This is a genomic window from Legionella sp. MW5194 (assembly GCF_016864235.1).
Taxonomy (GTDB): Bacteria; Pseudomonadota; Gammaproteobacteria; order Legionellales; family Legionellaceae; genus Legionella_C.
This window is the reverse complement of record NZ_CP045732.1, coordinates 1,076,063-1,097,506: the sequence shown is the minus strand read 5'-3', so window position 1 is coordinate 1,097,506 and position 21,444 is coordinate 1,076,063. Positions and strand designations below refer to the sequence as shown.

Genomic DNA, 21,444 nt, shown 5'->3' with positions numbered 1-21,444 from the left:
CCTCGCATTAAATACCAATAGACAGTTTTTTGACATTACGACCGCCGTAATACCAGTTCACGATGGCACGCGTGTAAGTAATACTGGTCAACATGGAAGTGATTAACCCCAGAGACAGGATCACAGCGAAGCCTCTGATCGGGCCCGTACCAATGGCAAACAAAACAATCCCTACAATCAGGGTAGTCAAGTTGGCATCCAGAATGGTCGAGAATGCACGATCATAACCTGCGTAAATGGCTGCCTGCGGTGACAGGCCATTGCGTAATTCTTCCCGTATGCGCTCGTAGATCAGTACGTTGGCATCGACCGCCATACCCACGGTTAACACAAATCCGGCAATACCGGGCAATGTCAACGTGGCCCCCATAATCGACAGAATGGCGCTTAACAAAATCAGGTTAAGGAACAGGGCAATGTCGGCGACAAGACCAAAGAAATGGTAGTACACCAGCATGAGCACCAGAATCAATCCCATACCCACTTCGAGAGACACCATGCCGCGGCGGATATTTTCTTTACCCAGGGACGGACCTACCGTTCTCTCTTCAACCGGATAAATGACCGTGGGTAAGGCCCCCGCCCGAAGCAGCAGGGCAAGATTGCTGGCTTCCTTGCTGTCGGACAGGCCAGTGATCTGGAAGTTATTGCCCAGCGCATTCTGGATGACCGGCGCACTAATCACACGCTCTTCTCGACGAGTCGTGCGTTTGTTCACGCCATTGACGTTTTGAATACTGGTTTTCGTTTCCACAAAGACAATCGCCATGCGCTTGCCAATGTTTTCACGTGTGATTTTGGTAAACAAATTTTCACCGCCGCCACCCAGTTGAACCTGAACCGCAGGTGTCGCGGTTTGCTGGTCAAAACTGGAGACTGCACTGGTGATGGAATCGCCGCTTAACACCACCTGACGTTTCAACAGAATCGGTTGGCCGTCCATCATGTACAGCTTGCTGTTAACTGGCACAGCGCCCGTTTGTTTCGCCACCAGCGGATCATTTTCCTGATCGACCAAATGGAATTGCAACGTGGCCGTGCCACCAAGAATCTGCTTGGCGCGGGCTGCATCCTGAATGCCCGGCAAATCCACCGCCACACGGGTTGCGCCCTGTTGCTGCACCACGGCCTCACCCACACCCAGTTCATTGACGCGGTTACGTAGAATACTCATGGTCTGTTCGATGGTATTCTGGCGAATGGTGTTTAACTCATCCGGGGATAAGGAGGCAGTCATGCTCAAGGTTTTGGCCGAAGAGTTAAAAACCAGCCCTGAGAAATTCTCACGCACACCCGCCTCGGCATCACTCATCGCCTTGGGCGTGCGGAAACGGATCTGGATGCCTTTTTCATTGATGTAACGAATACCTGCATAGCGTATACCGCTTTCGCGTAAATTCTGCCCAATGTTTTTCATCAAGCCTTCATAGCGACGGTTAACCACACTGTCGACATCAATCTCAAGCAGGAAATGCACTCCGCCACGCAAGTCGAGTCCCTGCTTCATGGGTTCAGCACCAATGCGGCGCAGCCACTCCGGTGTCGAAGGGAGCAGGTTGAGCGCCACAGTGTAATCGGAGCCCAGACCATTTTTAATGACATCCTGAGCCAACAGTTGCGTGTCAGTGGAAGGAAAACGGACCTCCACGCCTTCGCTGCCTTGCTCAATGGAACTGTAATCCAGTTTGGACTGCTCAAGCAGTTGTGTCACTTCATCCTTTAACTCCTCGGTGTTGGCACCGGACTGGGAACTCACCTGCACGGCTGGATCTTCGCTGTACAGATTAGGTATGGAGTAGACAAGACCAACGACTGCAATCAACAGCAGCGCCAGGTTTTTCCAGAGGGGGTATTTATTCTGCATTTCCTTTCCCTGTGACAAACTTAGAGGGATTTAATCGTGCCTTTGGGCAACACATTACTCACCGCATTACGCTGGATACTGATTTCAACACCTTCAGCAATGCTGGCTTTAATGAATTGCTCATCAAGACTGACTACTTTGGCGACAATACCGCCAGACGTGACAATTTCATCACCCTTTTTCAGCGCAGTAACCATTTCCCGGTGTTCTTTGGCGCGCTTGTTCTGAGGTCTTATCAACATAAAGTAGAACAATACAAAAATAGCCACAATCATAATCAGTGAAAACGCACTTTCAGATTGATTAGCCGGCGCAGCCGATGTTGCCGCTGCCATTGCATCGCTAATAAAAAAACTCATCACACTCTCCTCAAGTTCACTGCCTGCTCCGCCATGAATCAATGCGGGCAGTCAAGATAGCGTGACATCATAGCGAGATTTCACGCAGAGGTAAATGAACATTCACGGGAAATTGATCGCATGAGCGGCTATTTAATCAATGGTTTTGACAATAATGAACATTATGCTGGATTAAAAGCCTCTGGGCCAGCAAAGGCGTATGCTGGAGCAAGTGATGAAAATAGGCGCGGGTGTAGTTCTGTTGGCAGACGGGGCAGGCGCACCCTGCGGACAGCACCGTAAAATCCTGGCTGTATCGGCTATCAGACAGATTCATCACCTGACCTTGATCATACACGCAGCCGTTGATGGCGTCCTCCGCCGGAAAATTGGCCTCAATCAGTCCCCCGTTGTCCTCGGTAGCGAGAAACGCATCCAGACGGTTACGGTAATGATAAGTCCCCTCTTCCTCAGAAAGAAGCCGAATCCCCTGCCACTCGGGTTTAAGCCTCTCGCAATGCGTTTTCAGACTTGGTGACAGCACGACATAGTCCGGCTTTAAAGCAATTATTAATGCAAGGATATCTGCCGCGTCCAGCTGGATAATATCCCCATCATAATGGGAACGCACCCGGTAATGCCCGGCTTTGTTTTCTGTCAGGGTCGATGCATTCAAGACCAATTCACCCGACCAGGGATAATAGCGTTTCAAACCGCTTAAGGAGTTAAGAAAATCCACACCGGGTTTCATTAGTAGGGCATCAAGGTATAAAGCCGCAACGCTAACGCCGGCTTGCTGCCAGTTCGCCAGCGTCAGGCAACTGCCGGCATGGGATGTTAAAACAGGAATCAGGCGTGGCATTGTCGGCATAAGAATCTCGGTAATTTAAAGCAATAAACTGGCATCGCCATAACTGAAAAAGCGGTAACGCTCTGCAATGGCTTCGCGATAGAGATCCATCGCCCGGGCATGGCCAATGAATGCGGAAACCAGCATCAGCAGCGTTGATTCCGGCAGGTGAAAATTAGTGATTAGGCCATCACAGATTTTAAACGTATAACCCGGGTAAATGAAAATATCCGTTTCTTTAATACAGGCTTGCAGTTGCCCGTCAACCACAGCACTTTCAAGGCTGCGAAGCGCCGTGGTACCGACAGCGATCACGCGTTTACCCGAAGCACGGGTGCGGTTAACCGCCTCAGCAAGCGCGTCGCTGATGATCAATTGTTCGCTGTGCATTTTGTGATCTTTAATGGCTTCGCAGCGAACCGGTCTGAATGTCCCGGCCCCCACATGCAAGGTGGAATAAGCAATCTGCACCCCCTTTTGCTGAAGCTGCGCCATCAGGGAATCATCAAAATGCAAACCGGCCGTGGGCGCGGCCACAGAGCCTTTATGGCGGGCATAAACGGTTTGGTAGCGCTCAAAATCCGCTTTTTCATCGTGGCGGGTAATGTAGGGGGGCAAAGGGATGTGACCAATGTCGGCGAGCATGGTGTCCAAATCGCCCAGCGTCTGACAATGGTACAAATCGTCCTGTTTGGCAAGAATCTGAACCTGCCACCCATTCGCCAAATCAATAATCATTTGCGCTTTGGGGGCTTTGCTGGCTTTGATGTGGGCCAGGAACTGATTGTCCGGTTTAAGGCGTTCAATGAGGAACTCGACCTGACCGCCGCTGGGCTTCCTCCCGAAAAAGCGTGCAGGAATGACTTTACTGTTGTTCATCACCAGCAAATCTCCGTCATTTAAAAAATCGGGCAATTGCTTGAATTGCTGATGCCGGTACTGCTCCTCGCCACGGCGGTAAACCAGGAGACGGGAATCGCTTCGTCCGGGCAGCGGGTATTGCGCAATCAGTTCTTCGGGTAAGTGAAAATAAAAATCGTGTTTGTACATCAATCAACCTGTAAAGCAAATTGACGCATTATACTGCGACTGAGGCAGGATGGCATAGTCACTGGCAAGAAAAAGCGGCCTAAAAGGCATTCATTTATGATAGGATAGCCCCCTTCTTTGTATTGATTTGATGTGGCTATGTTAACCCTGCGGCAAATTACCCTGTCCCGCGGCAATAAAGTGCTTCTGCAAAATGCCGGCGTGACCCTCTATGAAAAACAGAAAGTCGGTCTTGTCGGCAATAATGGCTGCGGTAAATCCAGTCTGTTTTCCCTGCTTCTTGGGCAACTGGGCCATGACAGCGGCGAATGGTTCCTGAATCCGCACACCCGCATCAGTCATTTGTCGCAGCAGATTCCAGACAGTACCGAGGCAGCGCTTGATTTTGTGTTGGCCGGCGATGACGGTTATCTCAACCTGCAACAACGATTGCAGGAAGCCGAAGCCCTTGGCAACCATGAGGCAGTGCTCGATTGCCACACCCGCTTAAACGAAACCGGCGGTTACAGCAAACCCTCCCAGGCTGCCGCGATCATGTCCGGTTTAGGTTTTAAACCGTCTGAGCTACAAAATCCGGTCAACAGTTTTTCCGGCGGCTGGCGCATGCGTTTGTCATTGGCGCGCTGCCTCATGAAGCCAGCGGATTTGCTGCTGCTCGACGAACCCACCAACCACCTCGACATGGAAGCCATTTTCTGGCTTGAGAAATGGTTGAAACAGTCACCCAGCAGCATTTTACTGATTTCACATGATCGTGAATTTCTGGATGCCTTTGTCAGCCATATCTTGCACATTGAAAATCAAACCCTGTCGCTTTACAGTGGCAATTACAGCCGCTTTGAGCAAACCCGGGCCCAACAGCTGGCTCTGCAGCAACTCATGCATGAAAAGCAGCAGCAGAAAATCAGCCACATGATGGCGTATGTGAACCGTTTTCGCGCCAAAGCCTCAAAAGCCAAGCAGGCACAGAGCCGTCTGAATGCCATTGCCAAAATGGACATTGTCGCCCAGGCGCAGGTGGATTCACCGTTTTCGTTTGAATTCTACCCTTGTCCGCGTGCCGGCAATCCCCTGCTTAACTGCATCCAGGTCGCTGCCGGATACGATCCTGGCCGACCCATTCTTAAGCGCTTGAATCTGATTTTAAATCCAGGAGACAGGATTGCTCTGCTTGGCCCGAACGGCGAGGGTAAATCAACCTTCATTAAAACCTTAACCGGCGGCCTCCCTGTGTTGGCTGGCGACATTCACCGCTCGCCACATTTGAAAATCGGCTACTATGCTCAACATCAGCTGGATGAACTGGACGATAACGCCAGCCCACTGCAAACTATCCAGGCCTTGTCTCCGGATGCACGGGAACAAAGCATACGTGATTACCTTGGCGGCTTTAATTTTGTCGGTGACATGGCCGTTAATCCCATCACTCATTTCTCAGGCGGTGAGAAAGCCCGGCTGGCCCTGGCCAAACTGGTCTGGCAAAAGCCCAACCTGCTGCTGCTCGATGAGCCGACCAACCACCTTGATTTGGGCATGCGCGCAGCCATCGAGATTGCCCTGCAAAGTTATGAAGGGGCCTTGATTTTGATTTCCCATGATCGCCACCTGCTAAAAACCACGGTGGATGATTTTTACCTGGTTTATCAACAACAGGTGCAAGGCTTCAAAGGAGATTTGGACGATTATTATCAGTGGCTGCAGACCAAAGACAGTCAAAAAGAGACCCCGTCTGCCAACAATGCCAATCAATACAAGGAAAAGCGCAGCCTGCAAAACCGCATGAAAAAACTGGAGCAGGTGATTGAGAGTCGTCAAACGCAATTGGCCGCGCTTGAAGAGGCGCTGGCCGATGTTTCCCTGTATGAGCCAGACCAGCAGAATAAATTAAACAAACTGCTAGCCGACCAACATCAGCAACGGGAGGCACTGGCTCTGGCCGAAGAAGAATGGCTGGCCATTGTCAGTTCACTGGAGGATTAAGCCCTGAATCAGGGCTTGTTTTTTAACTGTTGTAGCAATAATCGGGCTGCAATCTGCTCGGCTTTCCGGCGGCTTGCGCCAACGCCCTGGGTCGCCGCCTTCACTCCCTGCACTTTGCAGGTAATATAAAAAACCTGATCATGCTCTTCTCCTTCCGTTTTCTCAAGCTGGTATTCCGGAAGGGGCATTTTTTGCGATTGAAGGTACTCCTGCAATAAGGTTTTTGCGTCTTTTAAATTGTCATGCAAACTTTCGTCCTGCAAGCGGCTTTTAAACAGGTGGTGAATCAACTGGCGACTGGCGTCAATACCCCCATCAAGGTACACCGCGGCGATTAACGCTTCCAGGGCATCGGCTAACGTGGATGCCCTTCTGAAACCACCGCTTTTTAATTCGCCCTGCCCTAAATAAAGGTAATCGCCAAGCTCAAGCTCCATGGCAATCTCAGCCAGCATTTCGCCTTTGACCAGAAAAGCGCGAAGGCGGCTTAACTTGCCTTCGCTGCAGTCGGGAAATAATTGGAACAAGGCATCAGCAATAATGAAACTCAGAATGGAATCGCCCAGAAACTCATAGCGCTCATTGTTTTCACTGCCCATGCTGCAGTGGGTTAAAGCCCGCTTTAAGTGATGAATGCCTTTAAATTCATAACCTAAGCGCCGGCAAAGGCGCTGTAAATCACTTTTTACCAATATTAACCTCTTTGGTCTCGTCAAAATTAAACATCAGGCTGATATTATAAAACAACGGTCGGATCACCGTGTATTTGACGTTAATGTTAAAATTGCCCTGGCCATCGGGAACAATATTGACCTCATCCAGTTTGATGTCATCCAGGCCATTGATGGTAAATTGGTTTGCCAGACGCTTGCGCAAAACCATCGCATTAGCCGCCGTGTCCGTGCTGAACTCCGCGGCCTCAATGTTTTCAAGAGCACTTATGGAGCGTTTAACCTCGAAATGTTGAATGTAGACCGGAACGACCCGCATAATGACCAGACCGGCGATACAAACAACAATAACCGTGAACAACATACCGATTAACGTGAGTCCCTGTTGTTTACGCATCCTGATTTCCTTCCCTGATTAATGAATAAATCGCCCTATTTTAGACCAACGCAGGCTGTCGGTTTTACCATTCCAGCTCATCCACACAAAAAAGGCTTTGCCGCGCAGGTATTGGTCTTCAACAAATCCCCAGAAACGGCTGTCGGCACTGTCGTCGCGATTATCGCCCATCATGAAATAATAACCCGGCGGTACTTCAATTTCAAAATCCGACGCCGGGACATCAGGACGAACATAAATAGCATGCTCAACACCGTTTAAATTCTCACTGTAGCGCGCCACGGCCTTACCAGAGCTCTCATCCGTTGTGTACTCGATGAATGTCTGTTTCGCCTCCTGACCATTGATGTACAGTACCTTATTACGATAACTGATTTTATCGCCCGGCACACCAATAACCCGCTTTATGTAATCATAGCCCGGATTGGGCGGCCAGCGAAAGACAGCGATTTCCCCGGTTTTAGGGTTGGCAATGGGGATAATTTTCTTTTCCCAGACTGGCAAGCGCAGGCCGTAGGCGAATTTATTTACAGCCAGAAAATCACCGACCAGCAACGTGGGCTCCAAAGAACCGGAAGGAATACGGAAGGGCTCAACTAAAAACGATCGCAAAAGCAGCACAATAAAAAAGACGGGAAAAAAGGAGCGGGCATACTCAATGATTTTTCCGGGTTGCTCATCCGGTTCCCGTTTCTTTGCCCAAAATAGAATATCCAATAAATAGATAAACCCGGATACGGCAGATAAAATGACTAATAATAAAGCAAAATTCATGTTGGATTATCCTATAGAATCAACTGCAGCCTTCATTTATTTTTTCCTGTCGGTCTGGAACACAGCCATGAACGCTTCCTGTGGAATTTCCACATGGCCTACCTGTTTCATGCGCTTTTTACCGGCCTTTTGTTTCTCCAACAGTTTACGCTTACGGCTCACGTCACCGCCATAACATTTGGCCGTTACGTTCTTGCGCAGGGCTTTCACCGTCTGGCGGGCAATGATGTGATTGCCGAGAGCCGCCTGAATAGCGACATCAAACATCTGACGCGGAATGAGTTCACGCATTTTTTCAACCAGGGCCTTGCCGCGGTTATAGGCCGCATCGCGGTGGACAATCACCGCCAGCGCATCCACCTTCTCGCTATTGATAAGGACATCCATTTTGACCATGTCCGCCTCATCAAAACGCAGGAAATTATAATCCAGCGACGCATAACCGCGGCTCACGGATTTTAATTTGTCAAAAAAGTCAGACACCACCTCACTCATGGGCAAATCATAAGTCACCGACACCTGACGGCCGCTGTACATCATGTTAACCTGCACGCCGCGCCGCTCGACGCAAAGGGTAATGATCTGGCCCAGATAATCCTGCGGCACCAGAATATTGGCGCGGACAATCGGTTCAAACATTTGTTTGATTTGCTGCGTTGGCGGCAATTGGGAAGGATTATCGATCATCACCGTGTCACCCTTGGTGGTGACGACTTTATACACCACGGTGGGTGCCGTTGAAATCAAATCAAGGTTGTATTCCCTCTCCAGGCGCTCCTGGATGATTTCCATGTGCAGCATGCCCAAAAAGCCGCAGCGAAAACCGAATCCCAAGGCTTCTGACGATTCGGGTTCATAAAACAGTGAGGCATCATTGAGGCTTAATTTAGCCAAGGCTTCGCGAAAGGCTTCGAAATCATCGGCACTGATAGGAAACAGACCGGCATAAACCTGGGGCTTAACGCGTTGAAACCCGGGCAGAGGCGCTGCGGCCGGATTTTTTTCAAGGGTTAAGGTATCACCAACTGGCGCGCCCTGAATGTCTTTAATACCGGCCACCACATAACCCACCTCGCCAGCCTGCAACGCCTCCTGGCGGGTGCGCTTGGGAGTAAAAATACCGACCTGATCGATTTCATAAGTCCGGCCCGTGGACATGACTTTCATCTTGTCACCCTTGCGCATGGCCCCGTTGACAATACGCACCAGCGACACTACCCCCAGATAACTGTCAAACCAGGAATCAATGATCAACGCCTGCAGGGGCGCTTCGATCTCACCCTCAGGCGGCGGAATACGTGCCACCAGGGCCTCAAGCACATCCTCCACACCCAATCCGCTTTTCGCGCTGGCACGAATGGCATCGTGTGCCTCAAGACCAATGATGTCTTCAATTTCAGCAATAACCCGCTCGGGTTCAGCCTGCGGTAAATCAATCTTGTTCAGCACGGGCAGGACTTCGAGCTCCTGATCAATGGCCGTGTAGCAGACCGCCACGGTCTGGGCTTCCACACCCTGCGCCGCATCGACAACCAGAATGGCTCCTTCGCAGGCAGCCAGCGATCGGGACACTTCATAGCTGAAATCCACATGCCCGGGGGTGTCAATAAAATTCAACAGGTAGGTTTTGCCATCACGGGCCTTGTAATTTAAGGAGACGCTTTGCGCCTTGATGGTAATGCCGCGCTCCCTTTCAATGTCCATGGAATCAAGCACCTGATCCGCCATTTCCCGGTCGCTTAAGCCGCCGCAGAGTTGAATGAAGCGATCAGCCAATGTGGATTTACCATGGTCAATATGGGCAATAATGGAGAAATTGCGGATTCGAGTTAAGTCGCTCAAGTGAAAAACCTGTTTATAAAAGGGGGCATTTTAGCTCAATAATCTTCCGGCAGAAAGTCTCTCAAGCCAGGTATACCTCAATTTATCACGAAAAAATCGCTGTGATTGCAAAATGCTGTAAAAATAGCGATGATCCAGTGAGTTTAGAATGGATAACCGGTACTGGTCAGAACAAAGGATTGTTTTTAGTCAAAAGTGACCCATTCGATTTGCTGTTGTTTTAATTTTTTACTACAATCGGCTTTTTTGATCAAACACTAAAGGGATGCCCCATGCGACGACTTGCTACTTTCTGCCTTACCCTCCTGGCTCTTTTAACCCATGGCTTATCCCATGCCGATACTGCGTTTACGCAACGCAAAGATGTTCAAAATTTCATCAATACCATGGTTAAACAACACCAGTTCAACCGCCAGGAACTGACCGCCGTGATGAGCGAAGTGCAGTTACAGCCGCAAATTATTGAGTCCATGGAAAAGCCCTATGAGAAAAAAACCTGGGATGTTTACAAACAACTTTTCCTGACTCCCCAGCGTCTTCAGGGCGGCCTGGAATTCTGGAAAGCCAATCAGGCCATACTGGCCAAAGCTGAAAAACACTACGGTGTTCCCGCCAACATCATTGTTGCCATCATTGGCGTAGAAACCCTCTACGGCAAAAATCAGGGTAATTACCGCGTGATCGATGCCCTGTCGACCTTAGCCTTTAACTACCCCAAGCGTTCACGTTTCTTTACCAGGGAACTGGGCGAATTTTTACTGTTATGCCGCGAACACCACGTGAAACCAACACAGTACATGGGTTCTTATGCCGGTGCCATGGGCAAACCGCAATTCATGCCCAGCAGTTACCGTACGTTTGCCGCCGATTTCACCAACAATCCCAAAAAGGATTTAATGAACGATGATCAGGCGGTCATTGCGAGCATTGCCAATTATTTCCACAAGCATGGCTGGAAAAACAATCAGGGCATCGCGCAGCCAGCCAAAATCAATGGGTATGGCGTCAAACGCATCAATACCAATTACCGCAGTGCGGTTTACAGCATGAGGCAATTGGCTGCCGCCGGCGTGAAACCGCTGACTGCCGCGCTTCATCAACCGCAGAAAGCGGGCTTAATTGCATTAACCACGCAAGCCGGCCCGGAGTATTGGTTAGCCTACCCCAATTTTTATGTCATTACCCGTTACAATTCCAGTCCGCAATACGCGTTAGCCGTTTACTTGCTGTCACAACAGCTAAAGGCACAATGGACAGCGAATCAAAAGGGTAAACAATTTGCCTATGCCTGAGAAATTCAGGATACTCAAAGCCTGCTGCCTTCTGGCAACAGGCCGTATCATTAAACAAGGATGTTAGCGTGGCTACCACATTTCTCTTTGCTGAATCATTAACGGATGAAGGGTGTGTCAGTCTGGTTATCGGCCAGGATAATCAGGTTGTACAAAGCCGCGCTGAACGCCGTTTTGAAGACATCCGTCAACTGCAAAGCGGCACAAAAACAGTCGTGGTGCTTCAGGCGACACAGTTTACCTTCCATTCCGTGCAATTGCCCTGGCTTGGCGATAAGAAAGCCAGAGCAGCCCTGCCTTATGCCCTGGAAGATCAACTGGCGCAGAACGTCGATGAATTGCATTTTGCCTTTGACCGGCACTACTACAGCGAAGGCCGTTATCTGGTGGTGGTCACCGACAGAACCTGCCTCCTCGCTATTATTCAGCATTTTAAGGGCAACGGCATTGACTTTGACGCCTTGACCGTGGACTGGTTTGCCCTAAACCCCCATGAAACCTGTATTCTACCTGAGTATTCCTTAATTCACAGCGACCATTTTCGCGGCGCATTGACGAAGGATTTGCAAGACCTTCTGCCTAAATCAAGCGAACAAAAAATCTATTTTTTTACTGATACCCCGACTGAGGACATTCCTGCCGAGGCCCTCGCGGCTGACAAACAATCGCATGAGTGGTTGGCAGGGCGTTTATTACAAAACAAACCCTTTGATCTGCTTCAGGGTCCTCTGACACACGGCTCGGCCAAAACCAGCCTGAAATACTGGCTGATTGCTGCAGCCGCCATGGTTCTCCTCTGGGTGACCAGCCTTATTGCCGTCAACTGGATTAAACTTCAGGAATTAAACACTAAAATTGCGGCCATCGACAGCCAGATTGCTGTCATCTACCGGCAGTTTTTCCCAGAGGCAAAACAAGTGATCAGCCCGCGCTTTCGCATCACCCAGTATTTAAAAAGCAACCAGGGTACCCAGGAGCAACCCTTCTTTGTGTTGCTCAATAAGCTCGCGGCCGCAATAAAAGGCTCAACCCTTCAGATTGAGCAAGTGCGTTTTCAGAATATGACCCTGCAAGTCAGCTTATCCACCAGCGACTTTGCAAGCCTTGAAGCCTTGCAAAACCGTCTGAAAAGCGACAAAGTGTCAGTAAAACAAAATCAGGCCTCGACGGTTGAGGACAAAGTGGTCAGTACCCTGGAGCTTACTTTGTGATTGCTTACTGGCAGAATTTAAACGAACGCGAACGCTGGATGGTGGTGATTGCCGCCCTGGCGGTGATGGTGTACGGCTTTTATTTATTCATTTATTCCCCCCTGACGACTGCGGTCAGCACCCGCACACAACAGTTGAACGAAAAAAGCGAAACCCTGATGTGGATGCAGGGGATAAAGTTGCAGGGCGGACAGCACCAATCCCCTAAGGCCATTGATAACAGCAAATTATTGTCCATCATCGCCTCGCAATTAAGCAACAAGACATTCAATCCCTTCCCCTACCAGCTAGAACAAACCGGGGTTGGCGATATCCAGCTCAGTTTTGAACAGGTTCCTTATGCGGCCATTCTTCGCTGGTTGTGGGCTTTAAATAACGATTACAGGGTGACGCTCAAACAAATTGGTATGGATAAAACCGATACCCCCGGGATCGTTAAGCTGATGGTTCTGTTGGCCGCGACTTAAAGGAGGAGACGCGCTTTAGCTGAATAAATCCCGGGGAGTGGGCGCTGGTGATAATCCTTCTTTCAGCGCATACTCTCTTGCCGCTAAAAATTCATCCACTTCCTGCATGGCCTTTTCACTGCTCCCGAGAAGCAGACTTTTGATTAAGACCAAATCATCTTTTGAGTACGGTTTGAGATTCACTTTCTGAAACCGATTAAGCAGCGCATCCGACAAGGCCTGCCGTTTGCCGTAATGGATGGGGTTTTGTGTGCCGATAACAAAAAAACCCGGGTTTGCGGCCGGTTTTCCGTCTGGATCAACACCCGAAAGCAAGGCGTTAAGCACCCTCTCCAGGGGCAAGGAATTCATTTCATCAATCACGACGACAGCCCCTTCGTGGAAAGCCTTTAGCAACTGCTTTTCCATAGTCGCTGGATCAGTCGGCGTAAGATAATAATAATTGTCTTTGCTGTTGACCCCATCAGGATTGGCTGGACTGATGTTTCTCGACTTCAAAAACTCCATGGCCATCCGGCTCTTGCCTTCACCCGCTTCCGCTTCAAAAATCAGTCCACACGTTCCCACCGCCTGAAGTCCTGTCAAGCTGTTTTTGATTTCCCTGATATTGAAGGCATCATTGAGTATGCGTAGGGGATTCATGCGCTTTTTAGTCATTAAAAAGGCTTCGTTCTTAAATTCCGTCTGCTTTTTTAAATCGGTTTTGATTTGCTTCACTGAGACGCTAAAATGATTCAAAAACCATTTTTGCAATTCTTTTCGCTGCCCTGGGTGCATCATGCCGCTCACTTCATCGTAGACTGCAAGGCAGGCCGCTGTTTTCAGGTCACTGGTTTTAAATTGAGATTGTGATGCCCGCAACACCATCATCTGCAGGTTTCGAGCAGTCACCGGGTGCTTATCAGGCAATTGGCTATTCACCTGGTGGTACGCTTTTAAAAATACTTCCGTCAAAATCGGGGTTTGATCGTCTTTAAACAGGGGCTTGACCACAGGCGCGATGATATGAGTTGTCAGAAAGCTATCCGGTAATTCTTTAAATGTAATCACATGACCTCGATCGGCAAGAAAGCGATGCCGCTCACGATCGAAAAAATGGCCAAAATTACCGGCGAAAATAACATGGTGTTTTTTTGACACAAGCTTGAGATCACCGTCCAGCACAGAAGGCGGATTGCTGAATAACCCTTCGAAACGATCCAAAGCCCCCGGGGCCAGCAAATTGGCTTCGTCAATAAACAGGTAATTGTGGTCTTCGTCAGATTGCAACCAACTGCTCAGTTTATCTATTCCAGTGAACAGTACGTAATCTTCTCCATGGGCTTTTATTAGTTCCTGTTGTATAAACGTCGTCTTCCCCACGCCTGAGGATCCAACAATAAACACATAGGGCGATACCTTGAGATGAGAGAACAGTTTTTGCCGGCGTTTCTCCATAATGGGGAGCCCGGAATCGGATTTTATTTTTTTAAAGTGATTTCTCCAGGCCATTTCCGCAAAGGCTTGGTTGACCTGATACGTTTTTTCCAATCGCAGGATCTGTTTCAAAGGATTACTTTCAGGATGGGTTTGCATAAACCGAAGCATGGTCGCCAATTGAATGTAATCAAACGCTTTCGCACCGCTTAGTTTGCGATAGTCGCGACAGACGGGAATTAATCGCTGAACCTCCTCTGGATAGTCTTTCTTTAAAGCATGCCAGTACGCCTCCGGAGTATAGTGAAGTTCACTGCTTCTGGCTGCAGGAAATGGATTCACATCATCGGTAATCAAAACCAGTTTATTTTTTGGGGCTTTGACTCGTTCGCCATTCAGAATCATGTAACCATCGGGTAAAAACAACGATTCAATCTGCCTCGCTAAAACGGGCGACAAACGACCTTTTAAAACAATAGAGCGCTCGGCATGGCGGGGGATTGCACCGAGTTGATGGGTAAACCGTTTTTTGCCATTTGCCCCGTCACTTACCGCTATGTTTTCGATGAGATCGGCATAGGTTGTGTGTTCATCGACCGGAATCACCAACGGATCCTTCCAGTCCAATTGCTTTTCGGCGAAATGAATGTCATTGGTCACTACGACGGCGGACTTGTACTCCGGCTTCTCCTCGTCAACACTGAATTTAATAGGCGTTTGGTTAGTCTTCATTTCATCAGGGAGGGTCACATCAGGAGAACAGGTGATGTATAAGGAGGTATTCTGTTTGGCGGCTTTCATGATAATGCGGGCCCACTGCTCTTTGGTTAACGTGTCCGTGACATGAAGCGGTAAGGTTTTATTTTTAAAGGCCGTCAACAGACCCGGTAATTCAACCAGCCCTTCCTTTTCGACACGGTAGTGTTTGAACAAATGATTGACACTGTAAGCATTCAATACCCATTGCTGATTGACAGGCCGGCTTGATGCTTTATCTTCGATTGTGTATTTTGCCAAACCGTAGTCATACGGGGCATCCAGGCGAATAAACTGAAATTGCTCCGGTATGGCATACTCTTTCCCATTGATGGTGATTTTGCGATTGAGGTTGATTTCGCGCATAAACAGCCGAAACGCTTCCTCATGCCAGGGCGCATTTCTCAAGATGAGGCCCGGTTTATTGCCTTTTAATGCCGCCACCAGCTCCGATTCTAAAAATTGATAACGTTCACCCTGGATTTGAAATTGACCTTTTAATTCTGACTCCCAGTCCTCCCCAAAAAAATCGATCCTGGCCCAGTTTTCCTGCTCCTTCGTCAATGTCGATACGGCAGCAAGGGTTGGGGGTTCTCCCTTTAATGCCGCTGAACAGTGGCTTTTTACACGGAAGCGCGAGTAAAAATCTTCCCCCATGGCCTGTCCCTCGGGCAACAAGCCAATCACCGTCAGCCCCTCCGGCAGCTTCACCCCGTTTAATGTCCTTATTTTATCCATTATCGAGTTGTAACCGACATGCTGTGCCTCAAAATTTGACCAGTTGATGCACAACACATCACCCGGCTTGGCTTCTTTAACAAAGCGCATCACCGGGCTGTCGACGCGATAATAGTCACCGGTGGCATTATCGATTACACCGGTGAATTCGCTGATGTCATCGAGGCTGTTAATGTAAAAGCATCGATTTTTTTTCTCGATCACACGCTGGTATAAGGCGGCATGAACGGATTCGATCTGGCTTGATTTTAAGGTGCATAAAATTGTTTGGCGGCCATCCGGCAACTGCGCGCCCGCTTTCAATAACTCGTCAGCATAGTGGGTGTAGTTGGTCGCTGTTGAGCGTAGGGTATCCCAGGTCCTGTATTTGTTATTGTCTAAAGAAGCTGCCTTTTTATGCACGATGGCTGGATTGTTATTATTCTGTTCTTTAGCCGGCATAACCCTGGATTTTGGTTTGCTGGTCTCTAAAGTCTCAATTTTTTGATTGACAGGCGCCCCTCCCAAATCCACTCGCTGCCAGTCGTCCTGCTCTTTGACTTCAATGTAGGCATGGCAGTCATTGTAAATGGCCCGTGCCTCGATATTCAGCACGTCTGCCAGAGCCATAAAGGCCCAGGTTCTATGCCGGCAGGCTCCCTGGCGCTCATGAATAATGCTATTTAAGATCGCGACGCTGTTGTTGGTATCCCCCTTTAAATCGTTAAGATCAAATTGGCAAAAGGCCGTCAGTACATTGAGGCGTTGCTCATACGAATAGGATCTTATTTTTTTTAACGCAGGCGTGTCGAGGTAATCGCCGTTTTCATCAAAGGTTACCTGTTGCAGTGCCAGAATATCCTCAGGATTGACTTTATCCAGAGCAGGCGCTGGCCGCACCATATCGTAATAATAATCCGACTGGATTAAATAGGTCACGGTGAAAATCGGCTTTGAGGGATCCTTCGGCCTGACGTAATATAAATTTTCTTCCTCGCAATACACGATTTCAACATCAATTTTTGGGTTGGTTTCAAAGCCAATCAGGCGATCATAAGGACCTAATGAGGTGAGTGCTGTTTCACCTGAGACAATTTGCTTGCCCAAATAATATGTGAGCTTGGTTTCGTATTGACTGAAATACACGGACTTCAGATCGTCAACGCGGTCAACCTGCACTGGCTTGAATTGTTTATCATTGACTTCGACGAGTTTAACCTGTCCTTTCCGCTGCAGTTTTGGAAAGACATGTTTTCGGTAATGAGCGGGTGCGGGGTATTTGGAGTCTGGTTTGTAATAAAACACCTGGGAGGTACTGACGTCAACGTTTTTTAAGCCAGTGTTCTTGTCAATTTCCTTCGACGGTGTCTTTTTTCCCTTGAGATGAGTCTTGCTCGTTGAATTGCCACTCGTTGAATGACCACTCGTGGATTGACTACTCGTTGATTGACCACTTGTTGGATGACTACTCGTTGAATACTCGCTATTGGGTAAGTCCTCGCTCTTGGCGAGGTTTTTCACTAAATGAGGAAAACGGGTATAAACTCTGTCTAAGGCTTCCGCATCCAGCATAAAAAGCAGGTCTTCTGTCAACTGGTTGGACGACGATGAATCAATGGACAAGGCCTGTAATTGTTTACAACGGTTTAAAATAGCAGCTAACACCTCATTGGTGATAGAGGTTTTTGCAATGAACAATACCCTTAGATTTTTCAATGCCGGCGGTGCTGGAACCTTAAAGCCATGTTGAGTCTCGAAACTGCAATTGGTTAATGCCAGTTCGACTATTGAGGGGAATTTTTGCAAAAACATGTCTAACGAAGCGTCTTTTTGATTGGTAACTCCCTGCAAAGACAACCGCTGTAATAACTCATTCTGCACCAGCTCGGTGCTGTGGGCTAAAGGGTAATCGACGACATGCTCGAAATGTAATGTGGTTAATTGGCGAGCCTGATTGAGCAAAAGGATAAACAGTTTACTGTTTTCATCGCAGGTAATATGCAATCTACGCAATAATGCAAGACTCTCCGGTTTGAGATAAAAGGAAGAATCCTCCTTTTCCGATTTGATGTGCTTCACAGTAAGCGTCATTAACTGCAAAGACGAATTGAGCAGGGAAGCTAACCCTGACTCATTCACCGGGCCTGCCAAATCGAGGTAGAAGAGATTGTTAAGCCCCTTTGATTGTAAACTGGCGATTACGTCCTGAATCACTGCCCTGGATTCAATTCGTAACGAACGTAATTGAGGACAGCGGCTAAGCAACAGTCCTATGCTCTTGTTGGACAAGCCTTGTCCAATACGACTGCCCTGTGTAACCTCGAGATGAGTCAGACTGGGAAATTCACCCAAGTCAGAAAAGAAAGTCTCACCGAGGTTAAAATCATTACTGATTTTCAGGTGTTCGAGTTGCGGCATCCGCTGCAGCACGAAGCGCCATCTGTCTTCCGTTAACGAATAAAGGGTGGGTGATAGCGTGAAGGACTTCAATCCGAAGGTATCCGACTCCATCATACCCGGATGATTCAGATAATGAATGAACTTCCCTTTTTTTAATTTGGATTGGTAACCTGCAAGATTGGCTACGGTTCTGGTGCTGAATTGGTGGACCACTGCCTCAGGCGAGGTCATTTGGGATACAGAAGGTGGGAATAATTCCGTCAGATTCGGGGCGTGATGGATTAAACCAATGTAGTCCTCTTCCTCGATACCCGTCAAATTTAGATTAATATAAGTCAAGTTCTTTAGCGCATTCTTTTCGAGCTGCTTTGTAAACCCCCTTTCCAAATTGGACTGTCCAAAATTCAAAACGGTTAATTCCGGGCAGGCATTGAGTAATTGGGCTATTTCATTGCTTTGGAAATGGTAGTCAGAAAAAGTCAGACATTTTAAATGGGGACAGGATTTAATCAGGATTAACAGTTCATCAAACGGCAGGCCCTGTTTCGTTTCGTTGATGATTAATTCATTAATAGGGAGGAGCAGTCCCCTCTCTTCCATCAGAAAAATGTCGATGGTGTTATTGTATTGAAATGAAATGAATGCATTGCCTTTGAGAATCGACTTTAGTAGGGGCTGGTTTTCTTTACTCAGCAACTCCTTTAGATCGCCTTTCGAATCGATAATCAAGCGAACAGGCTCGCTTTTATCCAGAAACGCGTAAGCCTGTTTAATGTCCCTGGCATTGACTGATTGATACCATGGATCACTGGTGCTTTTTTGCCATATCACCCCGGGAAAGGAGTGCCGTAATTTCTCCACTTGCCGAGGGTTAGCCACGAATGCTTCATCACGACTGATATTCGCCTCAGCCAATTGCTGCGTCATTTGGGGGGACGAAGACAGGGTTTGAGGCAATAATCGGACTAAATCAGCCTGGGTTCTTATTGGGATTAATGTCTCTGTGTAAGCATAAAGTTCATAACCTTGATTAAGCAAGGCGGTCCATAACATGATAACTTCCTGCTCCAATTCCTGAGTATTTTCATCAGGACCGGTAAGAATGATTTTTTTCTTTTTAAGCTGACTGATGGCCTTGGGCAACCGCCAACACTCTTTTTTCCCTTGCAGCAAACGCGGTAAATCCAAATCATGAGTCACGGTGCTTGTATAACGTTGCGACGTAGCCGCACTCGATGCCCTGTACATTAACCCCAGTCGCTCAAATAATTTATTGTGCATAAATTAGAATCCAGAATATTTAGGATCACCGCTTCTCCTTTGATCCTTTATCTGAATAATTTTATATCAAAATGTCAACAAGTAACACATCAGCGGATGCAAACAGTCCGTGAAAAAATCGATGAGATAAATTTAAGTCTCTGCAGATTAATGAAATCAGGCGAACCCGTCAGTCCGCCATGTTGCTTTGCACGCTGCCCCAATTTTTAATTCCTGCCCCTTGCTTTAAATCGTCGGGCAAGGCATTTAAGGCTTTTTGTGCTTCTTCGTAGCTTTTGTAACTGCCATAGAGGCCTTTATAGTAGGTACTGCCATTTTGATGGTATTTGATTTCCGCCATGCGGTCATTTTTAGGGGCTTTATACAGTTTGCCAGCCACTTTCGAGGCTTTTTGATCACTGGCTATTTCAATCGTATACCCTTGGGGATTCTGGTTACTGACCCAATTTCTGTCTCGATCCTTAGCCCGTGTGGGTGAATGGTAAGCGCCCACGTGGTAGCTTTCGGGAACCGTCACCATGCCGCTGCCGGTGAGGGGATATTGTGAGTAGTTATCCGGATTGACATCATAAGTCTGGCTGTATTGCAACTCGGAATAATTGTAAGACGCATACTGGCTGTAATCGGGTGAGTCATTGACCGTACAGGAACATAAGGCGCCGGCGCCCAAACCAAGAACCAGTCGTTGTAAACGATTCATAATACCCCCTTTTTCTTATTCTTCCCTGTGTTGCAGTTGAAATCTTGAGTTCTATAACAAAGATAGCATAAAGTATTCCATTTCCTTTGGTTGAATTGACTTATGTGGACTCATCGACGCTCCGGGCAAATCCATCAACGCGGCACCCACGATCACCGTGACCCTTATGAACGCGACAGAACGCGGGTCATCCATTGCCCGGCGTTTCGACGCCTGCAGCGAAAAACCCAGATTTTAGGCACCGACGAGGGCGATTTTCATCGTACCCGGCTCACCCACTCCCTGGAAGTCGCCTCCATCGGGCACAGCATTGTGCGTAATTTAGCGACTAACCTTAAGGAAGGCATTGTCTTGAGCCTTCTGCCCAGCGACGACCTGATTACCGTCATCTGCCTTTTACATGACATTGGTCATCCGCCCTTTGGCCACGGCGGCGAAGTCGCGCTTAATTTCATGATGCGGGATTATGGCGGTTTTGAAGGCAATGGCCAGACATTGCGCCTGCTGACCAAGGTAGAAAACAGTTACGGCGCCTTTGGCCTTGATTTGACACGCCGCTCCCTGCTTGGGCTGCTTAAATACCCCGTCAGCCGCAGCCAGGTAGTCGCCCCTGAACGGCCCGAACATGCGCCCATGATGCATAAAACCATCCGCATCAATGACTGGCTACCGCCTAAAGCCTATTTTGACTGTGAACAACCGGAAGTCGATTGGTTGCTGTCGCCGTTTTGCGCAGAGGATCGAACCCTGTTCCAATCCCTGCAATCCAATCCGTCAGGCCGCCAACACGGCAAAGCCGCCTACCATTCCTTTGATTGCTCCATCATGGACATCGCCGATGACATTGCCTACGGTGTGCATGATCTGGAAGATGCCATTCATTTACGCCTCATTGACCGGGAGCAATTAGACAATGACACCTTCCGGCAGTTGCTTCAAGAAACGCCTTTGGGCCGCGAACAGGCAGCGTTGCTTGACAACCTGTTCGCCAGCGAGATCTTTCTGCGCAAACAAGCCATTGGTGAAATCGTCAATTACCTCATTACCTCAACACAGGTTCGCATTATAAATCCTGATTTTAATGACAATCTCTTAAAGCACAACATGGTTTTAATCCCTGAAGCCCAGGCATTATTAGGTTATTTAATGGATTGCATTTATCGTCATGTGATTGATTCTCAGGAGGCGAGAACCTTTGAATACGGCGGACAAACGGTCGTGCTTCGCCTGTTTGAAGCCATCAGTTCCAACCCCGGCAGCCTGCTCGACATGAAAAACCGACAACTGTTTAATGAAGCGCGCAGTGATCAGGAAGCCTTTCGTATTGTCTGCGATTACATAGCCAACATGACGGATGAATACGCATACCGCATGCATGAACGTTTGTTTGGATTTAATACGAGAACGATTTTTGAACGATTATAAAGGCCATCGTTGC

At 48.3% G+C, this 21,444-nt stretch carries 15 protein-coding genes; 5 read left to right on the top strand and 10 right to left on the bottom strand.

What is annotated here, in order from left to right; translation table 11 throughout:
• Positions 1 to 7 precede the first annotated feature (7 nt).
• The 4 genes from secD to queA all read right to left on the bottom strand — a co-directional run bounded on the left by secD (position 8) and on the right by queA (position 4,102).
• On the bottom strand, positions 8 to 1,864 hold the full coding sequence (secD, locus tag GH742_RS05205; protein WP_203456399.1) for a protein translocase subunit SecD: 1,857 nt from the start codon (positions 1,862 to 1,864) through the stop codon (positions 8 to 10).
• 20 nt (positions 1,865 to 1,884) lie between these two features.
• The gene (yajC, locus tag GH742_RS05200; RefSeq protein WP_203456398.1) at positions 1,885 to 2,223 is read right to left on the bottom strand and encodes a preprotein translocase subunit YajC; all 339 of its coding nucleotides are present in this window, start codon (positions 2,221 to 2,223) and stop codon (positions 1,885 to 1,887) included.
• A gap of 136 nt (positions 2,224 to 2,359) precedes the next feature.
• Positions 2,360 to 3,064 (bottom strand): hypothetical protein, encoded by a 705-nt coding sequence (locus GH742_RS05195; RefSeq protein ID WP_203456397.1) that lies wholly within the window; start codon positions 3,062 to 3,064, stop codon positions 2,360 to 2,362.
• A gap of 24 nt (positions 3,065 to 3,088) precedes the next feature.
• Entirely contained in the window at positions 3,089 to 4,102 is a 1,014-nt protein-coding gene (queA, locus tag GH742_RS05190) for a tRNA preQ1(34) S-adenosylmethionine ribosyltransferase-isomerase QueA (RefSeq protein WP_203456396.1), read from the bottom strand.
• Positions 4,103 to 4,240: 138 nt separating this feature from the next.
• Between queA and GH742_RS05185 the strand changes: the two genes are divergently transcribed.
• A complete protein-coding gene (locus tag GH742_RS05185) occupies positions 4,241 to 6,082 on the top strand; it encodes an ABC-F family ATP-binding cassette domain-containing protein (RefSeq protein ID WP_203456857.1) in 1,842 nt (613 codons plus the stop codon).
• 8 nt (positions 6,083 to 6,090) lie between these two features.
• Here the strand turns inward: GH742_RS05185 and rnc are convergent, their stop codons facing one another.
• From rnc to lepA, 4 genes are read right to left on the bottom strand one after another with little or no spacing between them, the layout of a single operon-like run.
• Positions 6,091 to 6,777: a ribonuclease III gene (gene rnc, locus GH742_RS05180; protein WP_203456856.1), complete on the bottom strand. Its 687-nt coding sequence runs from the start codon at positions 6,775 to 6,777 to the stop codon at positions 6,091 to 6,093.
• Entirely contained in the window at positions 6,761 to 7,150 is a 390-nt protein-coding gene (locus GH742_RS05175) for a DUF4845 domain-containing protein (RefSeq protein ID WP_203456395.1), read from the bottom strand. The genes rnc and GH742_RS05175 overlap by 17 nt, the downstream gene beginning before the upstream one ends.
• Positions 7,151 to 7,168: 18 nt before the next feature.
• Positions 7,169 to 7,924 (bottom strand): signal peptidase I, encoded by a 756-nt coding sequence (gene lepB / locus GH742_RS05170; protein ID WP_203456394.1) that lies wholly within the window; start codon positions 7,922 to 7,924, stop codon positions 7,169 to 7,171.
• Positions 7,925 to 7,960: 36 nt separating this feature from the next.
• Positions 7,961 to 9,766 (bottom strand): translation elongation factor 4, encoded by a 1,806-nt coding sequence (gene lepA, locus GH742_RS05165; protein WP_203456393.1) that lies wholly within the window; start codon positions 9,764 to 9,766, stop codon positions 7,961 to 7,963.
• 272 nt (positions 9,767 to 10,038) lie between these two features.
• Between lepA and mltB the strand changes: the two genes are divergently transcribed.
• The 3 genes from mltB to gspM all read left to right on the top strand — a co-directional run bounded on the left by mltB (position 10,039) and on the right by gspM (position 12,736).
• Complete coding sequence (gene mltB, locus GH742_RS05160; RefSeq protein ID WP_203456392.1) at positions 10,039 to 11,058, top strand: lytic murein transglycosylase B; 1,020 nt, start codon at positions 10,039 to 10,041, stop codon at positions 11,056 to 11,058.
• A gap of 68 nt (positions 11,059 to 11,126) precedes the next feature.
• A complete protein-coding gene (gene gspL / locus GH742_RS05155) occupies positions 11,127 to 12,269 on the top strand; it encodes a type II secretion system protein GspL (RefSeq protein ID WP_203456391.1) in 1,143 nt (380 codons plus the stop codon).
• The gene (gene gspM / locus GH742_RS05150) at positions 12,266 to 12,736 is read left to right on the top strand and encodes a type II secretion system protein GspM (RefSeq protein ID WP_203456390.1); all 471 of its coding nucleotides are present in this window, start codon (positions 12,266 to 12,268) and stop codon (positions 12,734 to 12,736) included. Before gspL ends, gspM begins: the two co-directional genes overlap by 4 nt.
• A 15-nt stretch (positions 12,737 to 12,751) precedes the next feature.
• Here gspM and GH742_RS05145 read toward each other — a convergent pair whose 3' ends face one another.
• Both GH742_RS05145 and GH742_RS05140 read right to left on the bottom strand, forming a co-directional pair.
• On the bottom strand, positions 12,752 to 19,306 hold the full coding sequence (locus GH742_RS05145) for a hypothetical protein (protein ID WP_203456389.1): 6,555 nt from the start codon (positions 19,304 to 19,306) through the stop codon (positions 12,752 to 12,754).
• 169 nt (positions 19,307 to 19,475) lie between these two features.
• On the bottom strand, positions 19,476 to 20,006 hold the full coding sequence (locus GH742_RS05140; protein WP_203456388.1) for an SPOR domain-containing protein: 531 nt from the start codon (positions 20,004 to 20,006) through the stop codon (positions 19,476 to 19,478).
• Between the two features lie 102 nt (positions 20,007 to 20,108).
• Here GH742_RS05140 and GH742_RS05135 point away from each other — a divergent pair, with 102 nt between their 5' ends.
• Positions 20,109 to 21,431 carry an anti-phage deoxyguanosine triphosphatase gene (locus GH742_RS05135; RefSeq protein ID WP_203456387.1) on the top strand — a complete coding sequence of 441 codons (1,323 nt, stop codon included), beginning with the start codon at positions 20,109 to 20,111 and terminating at the stop codon, positions 21,429 to 21,431.
• The last annotated feature ends 13 nt before the right edge of the window (positions 21,432 to 21,444 follow it).

What these genes read in the sequence shown, in the direction of transcription:
- secD (WP_203456399.1), bottom strand. Translation starts at nt 1,864, where the DNA reads ATGCAGAATAAATACCCCCTCTGGAAAAACCTGGCGCTGCTGTTGATT.
- yajC (WP_203456398.1), bottom strand. Translation starts at nt 2,223, where the DNA reads ATGAGTTTTTTTATTAGCGATGCAATGGCAGCGGCAACATCGGCTGCG.
- GH742_RS05195 (WP_203456397.1), bottom strand. Translation starts at nt 3,064, where the DNA reads ATGCCACGCCTGATTCCTGTTTTAACATCCCATGCCGGCAGTTGCCTG.
- queA (WP_203456396.1), bottom strand. Translation starts at nt 4,102, where the DNA reads ATGTACAAACACGATTTTTATTTTCACTTACCCGAAGAACTGATTGCG.
- GH742_RS05185 (WP_203456857.1), top strand. Translation starts at nt 4,241, where the DNA reads ATGTTAACCCTGCGGCAAATTACCCTGTCCCGCGGCAATAAAGTGCTT.
- GH742_RS05175 (WP_203456395.1), bottom strand. Translation starts at nt 7,150, where the DNA reads ATGCGTAAACAACAGGGACTCACGTTAATCGGTATGTTGTTCACGGTT.
- lepB (WP_203456394.1), bottom strand. Translation starts at nt 7,924, where the DNA reads ATGAATTTTGCTTTATTATTAGTCATTTTATCTGCCGTATCCGGGTTT.
- mltB (WP_203456392.1), top strand. Translation starts at nt 10,039, where the DNA reads ATGCGACGACTTGCTACTTTCTGCCTTACCCTCCTGGCTCTTTTAACC.
- GH742_RS05145 (WP_203456389.1), bottom strand. Translation starts at nt 19,306, where the DNA reads ATGCACAATAAATTATTTGAGCGACTGGGGTTAATGTACAGGGCATCG.
- GH742_RS05140 (WP_203456388.1), bottom strand. Translation starts at nt 20,006, where the DNA reads ATGAATCGTTTACAACGACTGGTTCTTGGTTTGGGCGCCGGCGCCTTA.
- GH742_RS05135 (WP_203456387.1), top strand. Translation starts at nt 20,109, where the DNA reads ATGTGGACTCATCGACGCTCCGGGCAAATCCATCAACGCGGCACCCAC.